Source organism: Chroococcidiopsis thermalis PCC 7203, assembly GCF_000317125.1.
GTDB classification, from domain to species: Bacteria; Cyanobacteriota; Cyanobacteriia; order Cyanobacteriales; family Chroococcidiopsidaceae; genus Chroococcidiopsis; species Chroococcidiopsis thermalis.
The window spans coordinates 1,005,473-1,020,837 of the sequence record NC_019695.1 but is presented as its reverse complement, the minus strand read 5'-3'; the positions used below and the strand labels follow the sequence as shown (position 1 = coordinate 1,020,837).

Here is a 15,365-nt window from a genome sequence, read left to right as displayed (position 1 = left end):
CGAATTTTAGACGTTAGGCTTTTTTGATCTTCAAACTCTTTAAGTAGGCAGCAGGATTTTCGGGGTCGAATTTGACTCCATCGAAAAATGTTTCTACGCCACGGGAGGTGCTGGTGGGAATATCGGCAGCTGCAACGCCTAATTCTTTGGCTGCTTCTTTCCACAAGTCTTCGCGGTTGACTTTATCAATTAATGCTTGGGCTTTTGTCAGGCTGTCTGGTGGTAAAAAGCCCCAGCGGACGCTTTCTGTTAAGAACCAAAGGTCGTGACTCTTGTAGGGATAGGAAACGCTACCTCTAGGATCTTTCCAGTAAAGTACGGCTTTGTTGCGATCGTCAACTGTCCGACCTTCGCCCATGTCGTATTTACCTGCAAATGGTCCGGCAAGAATTTCGGCTGGCAAGTTGAAGTAGTTCCGTCCGCCGAGGATTTTGGCGGCTTCTTCACGGTTGTCGAAGTTATCTAACCACTGTTGCGCTTCCATGATGCCTTTGAGTAGCGCCTTGGTTGCTTTGGGATGTTTATCAACCCACTCTGCCCGTAATGCTAAGTATTCTTCTGGGTGAAACTCCCACATGTCTGCGGTTAGCATTGCCAAGAAACCGATTTTATCTTTGACAATGCGGTAGGGCCAGGGGTCGCCCGTACTGAAAGCATCCATCGTGCCTGTTTTCATGTTGGCAACAGTTTGGGCGGCTGGTACGGGAATTAATTTGACATCAGCATCGGGATTAACACCGCCAGCAGCTAGCCAGTAGCGAATCCAAAAATCTTGGTTGACTTGAGCAAATGTATAGGCAGCAGTGAAGGGAGTGTTAGCTGATTTGAGTTGACCGAATAAGTTTTTGCCACCTTTGGCTAGTTCTAGTTCTATTCCTTTGCCTCGGTGTTTCTCAGCGATCGCAATGCCATTTCCTTGCGTGTTTAATTGCGCTAACACATACATTGGAATCGGCTTGTTGCCTTTGGTGATCCGCCCTTCTGTAATGAGATGTGGCATCGGCATTTGATATTGACCGCCATCAACACCACCACCAGCCGCACCAATTTCTGTATTGTCTCGCATCGAACCCCAAGAGGCTTGTTTGGAAACATCTACATCGGTCATGCCGTACTTCGCAAAAAAGCCTTTTTCTTTAGCAATAATTATGGGTGCTGCTTCAACAATAGGGATATATCCTAACTTGACTCTTGTTGTTTCTGGTGCTTGTTCGGGACTAACATTCACTGCTGCAACTTGTTGCGTTTGAGTACCAGTCACGGAATCTGGTGGATTCCCCAAACAACCTTTCAGAAACACCGAACCAACCGCAGAAGCACCAGCAGTTATGATAAATTTCCGGCGAGAAAACTCCGTCATACAACCTTCCTCAAGCACATTCAATGGTTTATATCAAGGCAAATCCATGCAATGAAACTGTTGAGTTTCTTGCATATAAAATGCATGGTTCGATCTAAAATACTGGTTTGGCTCAGCGAAATAGGTGATCGTAGCTGTGAAGTTGCAAAGTTGAAATTTCACAACTGAGCTACATGCAAATCGAGTCTTTAAGAGACAACGAACACCAAAATTAATGTTGTTTTAATAAGCTTACAGCTTTTAGTGCAAAATTTGTTAACTTTTAACGAGTGACAGTTAAATAAATCTAATATCGCTCTGATAAGCAAAAGTTTATGGTTTTTAAATTGTCTATTGAACTATCTATAGTTAACATTGGTTACCTCTGAACAATCGCGGCGATCGCCTATTGATTCCTATAGCAGTGCAAGTTGTTTATCGTAACTATCAATCGATCCCAAGGTATTTTTGCTTGTCGATAATCAATCGAGATTTGCTGAGTATAATTGCTGGTATTAGATTTTTAAATTCCTTAAACTTTTAGCAATCTACAATTTACGCTTTGTACTAAATCGAACATTAATTCACATTTAAAGTTAAGTTTTACAACTATGTATACGGTGATTCAGAACAAAATGACATTTATTCGTCAGACCTGACTTGAAAATAGATTTTCAAGTCAGATCTACTACTTCAATCGCTGCCGAGAATCTCTACCGTACCCTCTTGACCGTCGAGCCGCACCTGTTGACCGTCGCGCAATAAATGAGTTGCGTCGCGCACATCCATCACCGCAGGAATGCCATACTCTCGCGCTACGATCGCCCCATGAGATAATCTTCCTCCGACTTCGGCGATCAATCCTCCAGCCCTAGCGATCGCGGCTACCCAACCGGAATCGGTATAAGGTACGACTAGAATTGTTTTTTTATCGATCTCTGGCAGCATTTGCCAATCGTGCAACACGACAATCGTTCCCGTGACTTGACCGGAACTAGCAGGAATTCCTTTTAAGAGGGAGTTGGGAGTTTGTAGGGGCGCACTGCTGTGCGCGCGTACAAGAGTCGGGGGAGAATTACCGTAGATTAAAGCGGGTATGGGATTGAGTTGGCTGTCTCGATCGAATTGCGATCGCCTCGCTTCGACTAATTGTGTTAATTGAGATATAAACTCCACATCTTCAGCAACAACTCTTTGCACTTCAGGAAATTCTAAAAAGAAAATATCGCCAGGTTGAGATAATTGTCCTAACTGCAAAGATATCTCCTCTAGTCGCACGAAACACCAGCGTAATTCTGCTAATAAGCGGCTGTATACCTGCGTAACTCTTCCTTTAAGATCTATGCGTTGCTGAACTCTCGTTGTACTACGTTGCATTTCTAAGCGATCGCTTCTAAAACTGCCTTCCTCCACGCTCAACATCTGCATAAACAATTCTCGTACTACCTGCGGTTCCTCCTTCCAAGTGGGAACCGCAATATCTGTGCCTACCTGACTCAAATAGCCGTAGCGATCGAGCAATCGCTCGAACTGCTGCAAAATTTCTCTCCCGGGCGCAGTATCTTCCAACTGCTCAAATGCTCGTTCTGGAGATAATTGCGGCGCTATTTTTCGAGCTTTTTTTGCCAAAGCTGCAATTTCGCGCAATGCGGCTACTTCTGGCGTTTGGCTGTTGTCGATTTTGTCATCCCGAACTCGAAATACTGCTTGTCGTAGCGCAGCGCTTAAGGGAGCCAAAATACTATAATAAGTAGCCCGTTTGAGCAGTGATAAAATTCCTTCTATCCGTTCTAGCAATTCTCTGGTCGAAAGTTCTTGCGGCGATCGCTGCTCTAATTTTGCCAAACCAGGACGAAAATACTGCCGCTCGTCTTGTTGAAAATCTCGGACTAAACTCAATTCACGCCCCAGCAACCGCAGCAACCCAGGTACATTTTTTAACGTAGAACTTAAAGGCGGTTTGCTAAACTTAGCTCCCCTGGTCAAAAACTCCAGACTTTCCGCAGGCAAGCCCATCAATCGAAAAATCGATCCTAACAACGACGCATTGAAATAGGCGCGGGAATAATGCAGCGTTGCCGTTTCGTTAAAATCTAATCCTTGGGAACGATCGCCTAAAACAATTGTAAAAATCTCCCCCCACACGCCACAAGTTAGCGGACGGTTGATCGACCAAGTTAACGGGCGAATTGCCCCAGGAATCACTTCAGCTGCAATCTTGCGCGTCCAAATTGGCAGAAGAGTTGTAATCGGACGCGATTGCAGCAGCCACAATTGGCTCCCGTTGTAACTCCACTCAATATCTTGGGGGATACCGTGGTATCGATCTTCGATTTTGCGGGCGAGAAGGGCAACTTGTTTAATCAGTTCTAGCGGTACGTCTCCTTCACCTTCCATTTGTAGAGACGTGACATGTATAGACGTTACATCTAATGTTTCTACATCTGCGATCGCAACTCGGTATTGTTCTGGAGTCAATCGTCCCGAAACCACCTGTTGCGCTTCACCGGGCAAAGCTTCGATCGCAACAGCATCTCCTTGCTGGGTAATTGGGTCGCGGCTAAAAGCTACGCCAGAAAAAACTCCCTGAACTTGCTTTTGAATCAACACAGCCATTGCTGCATCGATTTGCCCCCTAGCACGCCGATACTCTACTGCATTTGGCAGGTCGTAGGAAGCTTGAGTACGGGCGATCGCCTGCCTTAACATAGAACGACTGGTAACTTGCAGTACGGTTTCATACTGTCCCGCCGCCGCCGCTTGTTCCGAGTCTTCTCCAATTGCTGAGGAACGGACGACTAGCGGTTGGGTAGCTGAAGGTTGCAAAGCTTGAATTAGAGGTTCTGGGTCGTCTCCTGGCACGACTACCCAACCCATCGGTACGGGATAACCCCAGCTTTTCAGTTGAGACAAAGTAGCTGCCTTATCGCCGACTTTTTGAGGATCGAGTCGGTCGTCGAGAGAAACAATTGCCTTATCACCACGAAAAAAACGAAACATTTTTTCAGATCCGGCTTGTCCTGCTGTTGGAGATAAATCTAAATCGTCGGGAATCTTTTTGTAAATCCAGCCAATTAATATCGCCAAGGCGATCGCGGCGACAATTCTACCAAAATCATTTAAGTGTAACAGTGCCGTAATTGTGGGAAAGAGAAATAATACGCCAAATCTTCCCAGCTCTTTTTCCCGCAACAGAGTAAAACTAATCCCTCCAATTAAAAATACCAACAGCGCGACTCGCCAATCATGGACGACATAACCCCAAACGACATTTGTGGTTCCCGCGCCTTTCCCAACCCAGTAGCGACCCATGACCAAGGCAATTAGGGCAATTAATTCCCACGCTGGTTGAGTTGGGAAAAATGCCCGTGCTAGCAGAACTGCGGCAATACCTTTCAATGCCTCCGATAGCACTGCTAAAATGCCCGCTAACTTACCACCATGATAAAAAGCGGCTGAGACACTGATATTACCAGTTCCCATCCGCTCCAGTCGTCTCCCAGTCAGGGTACGAGTTATCCAAGCAATTAACGGTAGCCCGCCCAAACAGGGGCAGAGAATGAAAATCGCAAGTACACCCCAAACTTGCTGCATATTAGTCATCGATCGCTAATGAGTGGTTAGTGGTTAGTGGCTTGTGGCTTGATTCTTATTTTGGTCTAACCACTAGTCACTAGTCACTAGCCACTGATAACTAATAACTAAACAGCATAAGCTACTCGTAGCGCCCAAAATATTAAGGCGGCGATCGCTCCTAACAGTAGTACGGTAGATACAATCACTACCTTGGGACTATCCGCCCCATCGAACTTCATAATTCCTCGGTTCAAGTCGGACATACTTGATGTAAATCCTCCTGCGTTCAAAAGACTAAAATCTCCGTATTCGATTTTAGTCTTTCTTTTCCAATTTGGCTTGACGATCGCCCAGAAGAATTACTCTCGGTCTGCTTGTTTTAGCTTTCAAAGCTTAAAATAACCTAAAAGATCGGTTTCGTTCCTACTTTCGAGGACTGAAATTTAGCTCTACTTTCTCCCGTCTAATTGGTATATCTACAGTATTTGCATCTGCAATCTTGATGGTTATTTCATCACCGACTTCGAGATTGAGATCGAGCCATCTGAGAAATTCTCGACTACCTTCTGCAATATTCAACATCCCACCCACATACAATCTGAAATCTTCAGCATCTAACTCTTCAGGGTTTGCAGCTGGAGCGTCTGCTTGACGCTGCCTCCAGTTCAAAATTGCTGTAAGAACGCTTAAATCTCTCAAACCTGCTGTACAGAGCTTTTCTCCGTTTAGATATACTTCAAAAGCGATCATTATTTTTAGTTTTTCAAGATATTTAAATACAATACCGTTTAGTTATGTATAATTATAGTTTGGGTTAGATAAGCGCTCAACCCAAGAAAGTTCTGAAAAAGTCAGGTTTTAATTCTTAAATGCGACTTACTTGAAGCTAAATGACCCGTTCGGCGTAGTGGCTCCCCATCCTACGGCACAGCTTCAGGTTATTGACTATATCTAAGAGTGTTATTGATTTAAGATATTTAAGCTAGAGCGATCGCCATAAATTTACAGAGCGATCGCCATAAATTTATATTCCAATACAGTTCAGTAAAAAGCGATCGCGCCTCGAAGATCCCCCCAACCCCCCTTGAGAAGGGGGGCTACGATTCCCCCCTTTTTAAGCGCTATGATTCCCCCCTTTTTAAGCGCTATGATTCCCCCCTTTTTAAGGGGGGCTAGGGGGGATCGTCTTATCTGAATCGTATTGATTTATATTCGAGTTATGGCGATCGCAATATCTTCATACATAAAGTAAAAGCACGCGGCTGCGTGCTTTTACCAAAAAACGTGCTATTTAAACTTGCTCGCTAAACGGCAACAATCGGATACTCGTACTCCCGTTCTGGTAGCTTCCAAGCATGACCGTCTACAGCCATTTGCTCGATTAAACTTGCCAAGCGCAAAGCTTTCAGTGCTTGTTCTCCTCCTACAGAGGGCTGGCTACCACCACGCACGCAGCTCACAAAATGTTCTAATTCGGCGCAAAGTTTATCGGCGTTGCTCGTGTAAACTTTTTCAATCAAGCCATCTTGACGGTAAAGCACCTGACCGTGTTCTGTCATACAGTTAGCAGTGGTTTGACGGTGGATCAGAATTTCATTGTTCAGAAAATCTGCCTCAGTCAAGGAATTTTTACAATGGGCAGCGATGCGGCGAATTTTGCGGTGAGTCACTTTACTAGCTGTGAGCGTTGCGACAATTCCATTCGCAAAACCTAGAGTTGCCGTGACGTAATCTAAATATCCTGAATCAGAACCACAGCTGCCACTAGCAGTTAGCTTCACTACTGGCGCGTCAGCCAATTCTAACAATAGGTCGATGTCATGAATCATTAAATCTAAGACGACCGAGACATCGTTGGCTCTTTGAGCAGCGGGACTCATGCGACGAGCCTCAATTGCCATCAATTGCTCTGTCTTTAAAACTTTGCTTAATTCTTGAAATGCTGGACTGAAGCGCTCGATGTGACCGACTTGAAGGATTCTTTGAGCTTGGGCAGCTGTATTGACTAGAGATTCTGCTTCAGAAATACTAGCAGCGATCGGCTTTTCAATCAGGACGTGAACCCCTTCTTTTAGGCAGGTCATCCCAACAGCATAATGGGCGCGAGTGGGGACAGCTACGCAAACTGCCTCGACATGAGGCAGTAAATCTCGATAGTCTTCAAAAAAACGCACTCTGTACTTGCTAGCAATATCGAGTCCTCGCTCGACATTAATATCTGCTATACCCACCAGTTCCACGTCCTTGAGCAAACTTAGGACGCGGGCGTGATGTTGCCCCATATTGCCCACTCCAACCACGCCAATCTTAATTGCTTCAGGTTGGTTGCGCTGCATCTGCGGGACTACTTGCCCCTTAGACATGGTATTTTGCACTCAGTCTTCTCCTCCACCACCAAAATTTATCGTCGCTACTGCACTGCTTCTGTAATCTACATTCCAGTTATTAAGGTTTCATCTCTCAACTGTTAGAATTCAGCCAGATGATACCATAATTCTTGTCTTTGTGTAGAATCTCAAAGATTGTTAGATTTTTTTTGAGATTGTCTTGATTTTGTTACGGTTATACCTTTTTTAATTGTGATTTTACCGATGTCTCTGCGATAGCGGTATTGTGTCACTTTTTTTCCCGTCCATTATTTTGAAGGGAGCAGGGAGCAGGGAGCAGGGGGACAAGGGGGACAAGGGGGACAAGGGGGACAAGGGGGACAAGGGGGGCAAGGGGGGCAAGGGGGACAAGGGGGACAAGGGGGACAAGGGGGACAAGGGGGAACTCGGGGACCCCACGACCGAAGGGAGTGGGGATTAGGGGGCGAAGGGGGACAAGGGGGACAAGGGAGGACAAGGGAGAAGAAATACAAATGACGAACGACCAATGACCAATAACGAATGACAAATGACGAATGACAAATGACAAATGACAAAGCTGTAATTTTGCTATCTGGGGGATTAGACTCATCAACGGTGCTGTACCAGGCACGGGCAGATGGCTATGATTGCTATGCGATTTCTTTTGATTATCAACAGCGACATCGCCGAGAATTAGAGGCAGCTAAGACGATCGCGCGATCGGCAGAAGTGGCAGACCATAAACTCATATCTTTCGATTTGCGGCAGTGGGGCGGTTCTGCTTTAACTGATAGCAGCATCAATTTACCCCAAGCGCGATCGCTCGACGAAATGGCGCAAAATATACCCGTTACCTACGTACCAGCCCGCAATACAATCTTTTTGAGTTTTGCCCTGGCTTATGCTGAAACTTTAAATGCCAGCCGCGTTTACATTGGCGTAAATGCCCTCGATTACTCCGGCTATCCCGATTGCCGTCCCGATTACATCCAAGCTATGCAAGAAGTATTTCGTCTAGGTACGAAACAAGGGCGGGAAGGAAACGCGATCGCAATTGTTGCTCCTCTCATTCAGCTGAAAAAAACCGAAATTATTCAACTGGGCGATCGATTGGGCGTACCTTGGGAAAAAACCTGGTCTTGCTACGCAGGCGACGAACTTGCCTGCGGTGTTTGTGACTCATGCCGTCTGCGTTTAGCTGCATTTGCTGCTCTAGGGCTGGAAGATCCTTTGCCTTATAGGAGGGAGTAGGGAGCAGTTATTAGTGACCAGTGAAGAATGGAGTGTGAGGAGAATTCGGAATTCGGAGTTCGGAATTCGGAATTAATGTGTGAATTTTGAGTTGCTCCCCCAGCTCTCTTACTCTGCTCCCTGCTCGCTGCTCTCTGCTCCTTGCAAAAGGTGAATCTTAATCTCGTCAAGGCGGGGTCCTTCAACAGAAACGATAGTAAATTCCAGGTTTTGATAATTTAAGGTTGTGCCGACGGCGGGGATTTCTTGTAGTTGATACAAAATAAATCCTCCCAAGGTCTGATAATCTTGTCTCAGAGGTAAATCTAAATTCAATAACTTGTTGAGGTCTTCTAAGTTCATTTGTGCCTGTACCAAGTATGTTCTGTCGTCCAAACTCTGGATCAACAGCTCATCGGTGCTTTCTATCGCCCCTGCATCGCCAATAATCTCGGCAATTAAATCTTGTAGCGTGACTAGTCCTACGGTTCCGCCAAACTCGTTGACAACTATAATCGTGGCTCGTTCCGCACGGATGGAATGTCTCAAGCTTTGCTGCATGACAGGCAGAAGTTCGCCTAATGAGGTGTGTTCCGGTACAAATTGGGCAGGACGCATCCAGGGATAAATTTCTGTTGATAGGGAAATTTTTCCTAGAGCGAGTGGTTCTGCTAGGTCTTTGAGGTGAATAATGCCCCGTACTTCGTCCAACGATTTACCAATAATGGGGTAGCGAGAGTGTCCCGTAGCTGCAACTGCTTGCAACAGAGTTTGCAACGTGGCGTTCATGGATAAAGCAATAATTTGCGGACGCTGTACCATGACTGCCCCAACTTTGACCGTACCGAATTCAAAAATATTATTCAGTAACGCTCGTTCTTCTGCCTCTAAGCCAGTCGATTCTCGCTCGGTAGAAATAATCAGTTGTAACTCTTCGGGAGTAACTGGTGGTCTCCAAGCTTGTCCCGTGTATTGAATACCCACTAAACGCAGCAGAAAGCGCGTGGATTGGTTGAGAATCCAGACAAAGGGCGTAAAAATGCGGGCGATCGCTTTGAGGGGTGAACCCAATAACCGCGCTAGTTGCTCGGAGTAGAGCAGCGCGACTGACTTGGGACATAATTCTCCCAGCACGATTTGCAAATAGGCAACTAGAAAAAAAGCAACTGAAATGGAGATCGCATGGGTAATAAAAGCCCGCTCTCCCGCAGGTAAGGGTAACTGCTCTAACCAAGCAGCAACCAGTACGCCCATCGTACTCTCGCCAATCCAACCCAAGGCAAGACTGGAAAGAGTGATCCCAAGTTGGGTAGTAGAGAGGACGCGCTCGAGACTGCGTTGTAGCGATTGTACTGTCAGCGCTTGCCAGTCTCCCGCTTCTACCAACTGATAAATCCGCGATCGCCTCACGGAAACAAGGGAAAACTCAGCCGTGACAAAAAAAGCATTAATGGCAATCAACAACAGCACAGATAATAATCTGAGCCAAATATCTGCCCAATTCAGGGGAGGGAAAGCACTCATCTTTGGTGGAGGGAGCAGGGACGAGCTGGGAGCAGGGAGTAGGGAGTTGGAAAGTTTTGAATTTTGAATTTTGAATGCGTGAATTTTGACTTCTCTCCTGTCCCCTTGTCCCGTTATTTACCTAACTACAGGAATATTTAACATTTGTAACTGCAATCGCTGTTCGGGATAATCGGTCAGATGTAAAGAAATTTTCTGTACGTTGTCGAGCAGAGCAGTGGAGATACTGAGCGTGCTGGCAACAGTTTTGCCGTTAGCTGGTAATTCTTCAGGAAAGCCTTCCGTGTTGGCGCTGAGTGTCTGTCCTCGTTCGTTGGTTACATCTAAAAAGCTAGATAGAAACCTGATGGTTCTATCTCCTTCGTTTTTAAAGTTCATCTTCAACTGTAATGCCCCGCCAGAAAATCGTGCAGATGCAATTTCTAAGGACACTCCTTCGGTTTTAGAAATCATTGGAAATCCAGGCTGAGGGGACTCGCTCTCAGCCACCAACTTTGATTTTGTAGACGATCGCTTGTCGTTCTGCGGATTTTCAATTAACGGCTTCTCCGGCTTGGCTTTTTTTCCTTTGCCGTCAATTCTAGCTTTTACGGCAGCTAAGACATCGGCTTCTTTGAGCATCACCACGCCTTGCTGCTGTTGAGACTTATTTTTGCGAAATCCAATTTTCCCGGCGGGACGAGAATCGGGTTGATTTACGCCTTCAATCGCTTCATGTCCGATCGCATATCCCCAGATTGCACTTATATAACCCCCGATCAACATCAGAAGCAACAAGATCAACGTCAGGGCGACGGTTGAATTGACTTTTCTTAATGATGCTCGCTTAATCCAGAGCATTGACTCCTTACACCAGTTGTTTGCTAACGAATGAGCTAGTTATATCATTGCGGTTATGTAAATTATGTACTATTTGTCTTGTGGCGATATTAAGTATTGAGACTAAACAATTTGCCTTGACAATCTAAGTTACAATATAAACTCCGCCAGGGTTGGCCGAGCGGTTGAGGCAGCGAACTCATAATTCGCCTTAGGCAGGTTCAACTCCTGCACCCTGGATTTCTAAGAGTCAACACTCAGCAAAAACTACCAAGCAAAAATTACCAGACTGGCTACTGGTGATGAGCGGCGATCGCTACAGAATCTATGATTGCTTGTGGGAATTTAGAGCGCTCCCCTATTCCCGACTCAATACTTCTCGGTTATGATTGCACAGCCTTTGGAAGATCCCCCTTAATCCCCCTTGACAAGAGGGAAATGAAGCTGTCTTTAGCCTCCCTTTTTAAGGGAGGTTGGAGGGATCGAATTCTAACCAAGAAGTATTGATTCCCGACTGGCAAATTACTTTGGATTACTAGACTTCTTAGACTCCAAAACTGAAGTTCTGTATGGATTAGGCAGATCTCGCGTGCGGATGACCGGATCGCTAGAGACTTGCTGCTCTAGTGCAGTGCGGTACAGGTCATCAGTCCGTTTCGCGTCGCGATTAATTTCGTTGTCGGGAAATCCGTTTGTTCCCAACAGCCAATCAAATTGTCGTCCGAAAGAACGATTTTGGAAGAAATCACGACCGCTAGTGAACATCGCTTGCTCAAAGCGATCGGCAAGAGTACGGTTGCTTGGTTGGGCGATCGCGCTAGCCTGAAATCCAGAGACAGCAGCGATCGCGAGTAGAATACCACTGAAGCGGTTGAATTTGATGGGCATAGAATGTCCTCTATACTGTTGCAATTTTGACTTATACTGAACTGTTGCATCAGTCTTAGCCTATTCTTCCCCGTTTTATCAATTAGCGATCGATTATCAGTTATTAGTAGAGACTGACTAGTGGCTGGTGACTAGTGACTAGAATTGCTCGCTCAGCTATCTTCCCGACTCCCGACTCCCTGTTCCCTGCTCCCTGCTTTCTCAAATTATGACAACCGATTTAACTGCACTACGCCAAGAACTACTCGATCTACTCTGTCAACTTGCCTACAAAGAGGGTGATTTTGTCCTGTCTTCTGGTCAACGCAGTTCTTATTACATTAATGGCAAATTAGTTACGTTACACCCTCAAGGTGCTTTGGCGATCGGTCGTTTGTTATTATCTCTGCTACCACCAGACACGCAAGCAGTGGCAGGATTGACACTGGGAGCCGATCCCATTGTTAGTGCCGTGAGTGTGGTTTCTGCGATTGAAAATCGTCCCATTCCAGCTTTGATTATTCGTAAAGAAACTAAAGGACATGGTACGAGAGCGTATATTGAAGGTCCAGTATTACCAGATGGTGCTTTGGTTGTGGTTCTAGAAGATGTTGTCACGACTGGACAATCAGCAATGAAAGCAGTTGAAAGATTGCGAGAGGCGGGGTATAAAGTTGAGGAAGTTATATCGTTGGTAGATAGAAAGCAAGGTGGTGCTGAGTTATATGCAGCGAAAGGATTGAAGTTTCGGACATTATTTTCCATTGAGGAGCTTCAAGCACGATATCAGCAAATGAATTCTTAAAATTGCTTAAATATTGTAAGTTCAAGCTGAAAATATTAGCCCGAACGTGCCTCTTTCATACAGAATAAATAAACCTAAGCCAATCAATATGAAAGGAACTATCGGTTGACCGTAGCGACTTAAAATATTGGCAATAGTAGGTTGGCGAGTTAATAAATAGGCGATCGCACACCAAACTCCTACCATCAAAAAAAATACAGCGAGAATTATACTTAAACTAGCAAGTTGACTACCAGCAAATAACGGAATATAGATACTAATATTATCGCCCCCATTAGCAAGTGTTACTGCTGCAACTTTATAAGTATGAGGGTTCAGAAGACTTAAAAGGAAAGAAAATGTGGAATTACGATAACTAGAATTTTCAAAGCTGGTTACTGTTTGTACTTGTACGGTTTCTATTTTGCGATTTACTAATTGCTTAAACCCAATTATTATTGGCAAGAGTCCTAGTAAACCAATCCATTCTCGCGGTACAATTAAACCACCAAAAAAACCTGGTAAGCTAGCCAAAACAATAGTTGTAAAACCTAGATACTGACCGATAACGATATGCCGACGACGAAAATTAGCATTTATTTGAGAGAAAAAGAGTAGCAAGACAATAATATCATCAATATTTGTAGCAATAAAGGCGATTAAACCTTCTGCAAAAGCCATGCCAATTCTACTCATTACCAGTCAAATTCGTTTAATTTAAAACAGGCAGATGTCAGCATATAAAATTGATATAATATGACTATTTTGAGTTCATCTGTATTCTGAAACTTGTATTTTTCCTTGAAATTAAGTCGTTTTAATGGCTCTAAGAAACTCTATATTTAGCTCTAACTTGTCTCCTAACCAAAGGGCATGGTTTGTATGGTCGGCAACATCGTTACCTGTTGTTGGATGGACTAAAATATCTAATCCTTGACGATGCAACATTAACCAGGAAACAATCGCACCAAATTGCTCTGGTAAAAAGGCAACTTGATACATAGGTTTGGGATGGGGACCAATCGGATTGTCATGCCAGCGCCCAAGCCTCACGTCGAATTTTGTATTCAATTCTTCACGTACACGCGCTGCTACTTCGCGACTTTGGCGATCGTAATAGACATGAGCGTGAAAATCTGCTATCTCCTTTGTATCTTCTAGCATCGCTTTTCGCTCCACTCATACTTAATACTAGTTTGACAAATCAAGAACTGGGATCGCTCAAAGATCGCAACAGCAAATCAGAGCATAAACTCAGAGATGAGATTCATCAACCCAATGCTGAGCGCGGTTAACAGCTTTAAGCCAAGTGTGAAAATTTTCTTGTGCTTGAATTGCCCCCGTTCCTGGCTCAAAAATTCGGTCGATTTTCCGACTGCGACACAATTTTTGATAATCAGTCCAATAACCGATCGCCAATCCAGCACCAAAGGCTGCACCTTGAGCCGTTGCTTCTAAAACAACTGGACGCTCGATCGGAATTCCGAGTGCATCGGCTTGGAACTGCATTAAAAAGTCATTTTGACAAGCACCTCCATCAACTTTCAAGACTTCAATCGCTTTGCTAGAATCTCGATTCATCGCCTCGATCGCCTCTTTTACCTGATAAGCGATCGCTTCTAAAACGGCTCTCACCATGTGTTCGCGCTGTACGCCGCCTGTAATTCCCAGAAAAGCACCCCTGGCGCTCATATCCCACCGAGGCGCACCCAATCCACTTAATGCTGGGACGAAGTAAACACCGTTATTATCTGTAACTTGACGCGCCAGGTGTTCGGTTTCGGCAGCTGAATCGATCAGCTTCAAACCATCTCGCAACCACTGAATGCAAGCACCTGTCGTAAACATAGCCGCTTCTAAAGCGTAACTCGTCGCCGTTCTTCCGTTTGCTAAAACTTGCGTCCAGGCAACAGTTGACAATAACTGGTGATGCGATCGCGTCAGTTCTTCACCTGTATGGGCGATTAAAAAACATCCCGTCCCATACGTACATTTCACCATACCAGGACGATCGCACCCGTGAGCAAATAGCGCCGCCTGTTGATCGCCAAATACCGCTGCGATCGGAATTGCTTCCCCCAGTAGTTGCGGATCGGTTTCGCCAAACATACCCAAACTCGGCTGAATTTGCGGCATGATGCGATCGGGAATCTGAAATAAATCGAGGAGTTGCGAGTCCCAATTTCCCTGCGCTAGATTCATCAACATCGTGCGGCTGGCATTACTATGGTCAGTAGCGTGAACCTTGCCACCCGTTAATTTCCATAAGATCCAAGTGTCGATCGTCCCAGCCAGAATATTATCCAGATTTATATTTATATTTTTATCCCGTACCCAATCGAGCAACCACGCGAATTTAGTTGCCGAAAAGTAGGCATCGACAATTAATCCAGTCCGTTCTTGAATTGTCTTTGCCTGTCCTTTTGCTTGTAATTGCCGACACATAGACGCGGTACGCCGATCTTGCCAGACAATTGCTTTGTGCAAGGGTTTACCTGTTGTCTTATCCCACAATAAACAGGTTTCTCGCTGTACCGACAAACCAATTGCCGCGATCGCATTTGCTGAAATACCTGTATGTTTGAGAATTTGTTGTATACAAGTGTAAGTATCTTGCCAAATCTCTTCAGGATCGTGTTCTAAATAGCCAGGTTGAGGATAATATTGCCTCAGTTCTTTATAGGCTTGACCAGCGATCGCACCTTCAGCATCGAACAAAATTGCTCGATTCCCTGTCGTGCCTAGATCTAATCCTAGAATGTATTGCATCAGTTATTAGTTATCGTAGGGGCGGGTTTAGCAACAGATTCACGGTTTGTCACGATCGATCTTTGCCCAAAACCCACCCGTACATCAATTGTCAAATGACAAATTCTAA

The 15,365-nt window shown here is 45.1% G+C and carries 14 protein-coding genes and 1 tRNA gene; 4 read left to right on the top strand and 11 right to left on the bottom strand.

Annotation, left to right across the window (positions count from 1 at the left end; genetic code table 11):
- Nucleotides 1-13: 13 nt before the first annotated feature.
- The 5 genes from CHRO_RS04475 to CHRO_RS04460 all read right to left on the bottom strand — a co-directional run bounded on the left by CHRO_RS04475 (nt 14) and on the right by CHRO_RS04460 (nt 7,278).
- Nucleotides 14-1,360, bottom strand: coding sequence for a CmpA/NrtA family ABC transporter substrate-binding protein (locus tag CHRO_RS04475; protein WP_015152989.1), 1,347 nt, complete (start codon nt 1,358-1,360; stop codon nt 14-16).
- 672 nt (nt 1,361-2,032) lie between these two features.
- Nucleotides 2,033-4,933: a glycerol-3-phosphate acyltransferase gene (locus CHRO_RS04470; protein WP_041462353.1), complete on the bottom strand. Its 2,901-nt coding sequence runs from the start codon at nt 4,931-4,933 to the stop codon at nt 2,033-2,035.
- Nucleotides 4,934-5,040: 107 nt separating this feature from the next.
- The gene (locus CHRO_RS31615; RefSeq protein ID WP_181245358.1) at nt 5,041-5,178 is read right to left on the bottom strand and encodes a hypothetical protein; all 138 of its coding nucleotides are present in this window, start codon (nt 5,176-5,178) and stop codon (nt 5,041-5,043) included.
- Nucleotides 5,179-5,338: 160 nt separating this feature from the next.
- Nucleotides 5,339-5,665, bottom strand: a complete 327-nt coding sequence (locus CHRO_RS04465; protein WP_015152986.1) for a hypothetical protein — start codon at nt 5,663-5,665, stop codon at nt 5,339-5,341.
- 554 nt (nt 5,666-6,219) lie between these two features.
- The gene (locus CHRO_RS04460; protein WP_039713297.1) at nt 6,220-7,278 is read right to left on the bottom strand and encodes a Gfo/Idh/MocA family protein; all 1,059 of its coding nucleotides are present in this window, start codon (nt 7,276-7,278) and stop codon (nt 6,220-6,222) included.
- Between the two features lie 250 nt (nt 7,279-7,528).
- Between CHRO_RS04460 and CHRO_RS31610 the strand changes: the two genes are divergently transcribed.
- Nucleotides 7,529-7,723: a hypothetical protein gene (locus CHRO_RS31610; protein ID WP_084739139.1), complete on the top strand. Its 195-nt coding sequence runs from the start codon at nt 7,529-7,531 to the stop codon at nt 7,721-7,723.
- A 101-nt stretch (nt 7,724-7,824) separates the two neighbouring features.
- Nucleotides 7,825-8,514 (top strand): 7-cyano-7-deazaguanine synthase QueC, encoded by a 690-nt coding sequence (gene queC, locus CHRO_RS04450; RefSeq protein WP_015152984.1) that lies wholly within the window; start codon nt 7,825-7,827, stop codon nt 8,512-8,514.
- Nucleotides 8,515-8,622: 108 nt separating this feature from the next.
- On the opposite strand, the gene CHRO_RS04445 is transcribed toward queC, so the two are convergent.
- Both CHRO_RS04445 and CHRO_RS04440 read right to left on the bottom strand, forming a co-directional pair.
- Nucleotides 8,623-10,017, bottom strand: a complete 1,395-nt coding sequence (locus CHRO_RS04445; RefSeq protein ID WP_015152983.1) for a hemolysin family protein — start codon at nt 10,015-10,017, stop codon at nt 8,623-8,625.
- A gap of 117 nt (nt 10,018-10,134) precedes the next feature.
- Nucleotides 10,135-10,857: a hypothetical protein gene (locus CHRO_RS04440; protein ID WP_015152982.1), complete on the bottom strand. Its 723-nt coding sequence runs from the start codon at nt 10,855-10,857 to the stop codon at nt 10,135-10,137.
- 146 nt (nt 10,858-11,003) lie between these two features.
- Here CHRO_RS04440 and CHRO_RS04435 point away from each other — a divergent pair.
- Nucleotides 11,004-11,076: transfer RNA gene (locus CHRO_RS04435), tRNA-Ile, on the top strand.
- Between the two features lie 282 nt (nt 11,077-11,358).
- On the opposite strand, the gene CHRO_RS04430 is transcribed toward CHRO_RS04435, so the two are convergent.
- On the bottom strand, nt 11,359-11,724 hold the full coding sequence (locus CHRO_RS04430; RefSeq protein WP_015152981.1) for a hypothetical protein: 366 nt from the start codon (nt 11,722-11,724) through the stop codon (nt 11,359-11,361).
- 208 nt (nt 11,725-11,932) lie between these two features.
- Between CHRO_RS04430 and pyrE the strand changes: the two genes are divergently transcribed.
- On the top strand, nt 11,933-12,508 hold the full coding sequence (pyrE, locus tag CHRO_RS04425) for an orotate phosphoribosyltransferase (RefSeq protein WP_015152980.1): 576 nt from the start codon (nt 11,933-11,935) through the stop codon (nt 12,506-12,508).
- A 21-nt stretch (nt 12,509-12,529) separates the two neighbouring features.
- On the opposite strand, the gene CHRO_RS04420 is transcribed toward pyrE, so the two are convergent.
- The 3 genes from CHRO_RS04420 to glpK form a co-directional block, all read right to left on the bottom strand.
- A complete protein-coding gene (locus tag CHRO_RS04420) occupies nt 12,530-13,183 on the bottom strand; it encodes a cadmium resistance transporter (protein WP_041462351.1) in 654 nt (217 codons plus the stop codon).
- Between the two features lie 111 nt (nt 13,184-13,294).
- On the bottom strand, nt 13,295-13,651 hold the full coding sequence (locus CHRO_RS04415; RefSeq protein WP_015152978.1) for a DOPA 4,5-dioxygenase family protein: 357 nt from the start codon (nt 13,649-13,651) through the stop codon (nt 13,295-13,297).
- Nucleotides 13,652-13,741: 90 nt separating this feature from the next.
- Nucleotides 13,742-15,256, bottom strand: coding sequence for a glycerol kinase GlpK (gene glpK / locus CHRO_RS04410; protein WP_015152977.1), 1,515 nt, complete (start codon nt 15,254-15,256; stop codon nt 13,742-13,744).
- Nucleotides 15,257-15,365: the final 109 nt, after the last annotated feature.

What these genes read in the sequence shown, in the direction of transcription:
- CHRO_RS04445 (WP_015152983.1), bottom strand. Translation starts at nt 10,017, where the DNA reads ATGAGTGCTTTCCCTCCCCTGAATTGGGCAGATATTTGGCTCAGATTA.
- CHRO_RS04465 (WP_015152986.1), bottom strand. Translation starts at nt 5,665, where the DNA reads ATGATCGCTTTTGAAGTATATCTAAACGGAGAAAAGCTCTGTACAGCA.
- CHRO_RS04440 (WP_015152982.1), bottom strand. Translation starts at nt 10,857, where the DNA reads ATGCTCTGGATTAAGCGAGCATCATTAAGAAAAGTCAATTCAACCGTC.
- CHRO_RS31615 (WP_181245358.1), bottom strand. Translation starts at nt 5,178, where the DNA reads ATGTCCGACTTGAACCGAGGAATTATGAAGTTCGATGGGGCGGATAGT.
- CHRO_RS04475 (WP_015152989.1), bottom strand. Translation starts at nt 1,360, where the DNA reads ATGACGGAGTTTTCTCGCCGGAAATTTATCATAACTGCTGGTGCTTCT.
- CHRO_RS04430 (WP_015152981.1), bottom strand. Translation starts at nt 11,724, where the DNA reads ATGCCCATCAAATTCAACCGCTTCAGTGGTATTCTACTCGCGATCGCT.
- pyrE (WP_015152980.1), top strand. Translation starts at nt 11,933, where the DNA reads ATGACAACCGATTTAACTGCACTACGCCAAGAACTACTCGATCTACTC.
- queC (WP_015152984.1), top strand. Translation starts at nt 7,825, where the DNA reads ATGACAAATGACAAAGCTGTAATTTTGCTATCTGGGGGATTAGACTCA.
- glpK (WP_015152977.1), bottom strand. Translation starts at nt 15,256, where the DNA reads ATGCAATACATTCTAGGATTAGATCTAGGCACGACAGGGAATCGAGCA.
- CHRO_RS04470 (WP_041462353.1), bottom strand. Translation starts at nt 4,933, where the DNA reads ATGCAGCAAGTTTGGGGTGTACTTGCGATTTTCATTCTCTGCCCCTGT.
- CHRO_RS04415 (WP_015152978.1), bottom strand. Translation starts at nt 13,651, where the DNA reads ATGCTAGAAGATACAAAGGAGATAGCAGATTTTCACGCTCATGTCTAT.
- CHRO_RS04420 (WP_041462351.1), bottom strand. Translation starts at nt 13,183, where the DNA reads ATGAGTAGAATTGGCATGGCTTTTGCAGAAGGTTTAATCGCCTTTATT.
- CHRO_RS04460 (WP_039713297.1), bottom strand. Translation starts at nt 7,278, where the DNA reads ATGTCTAAGGGGCAAGTAGTCCCGCAGATGCAGCGCAACCAACCTGAA.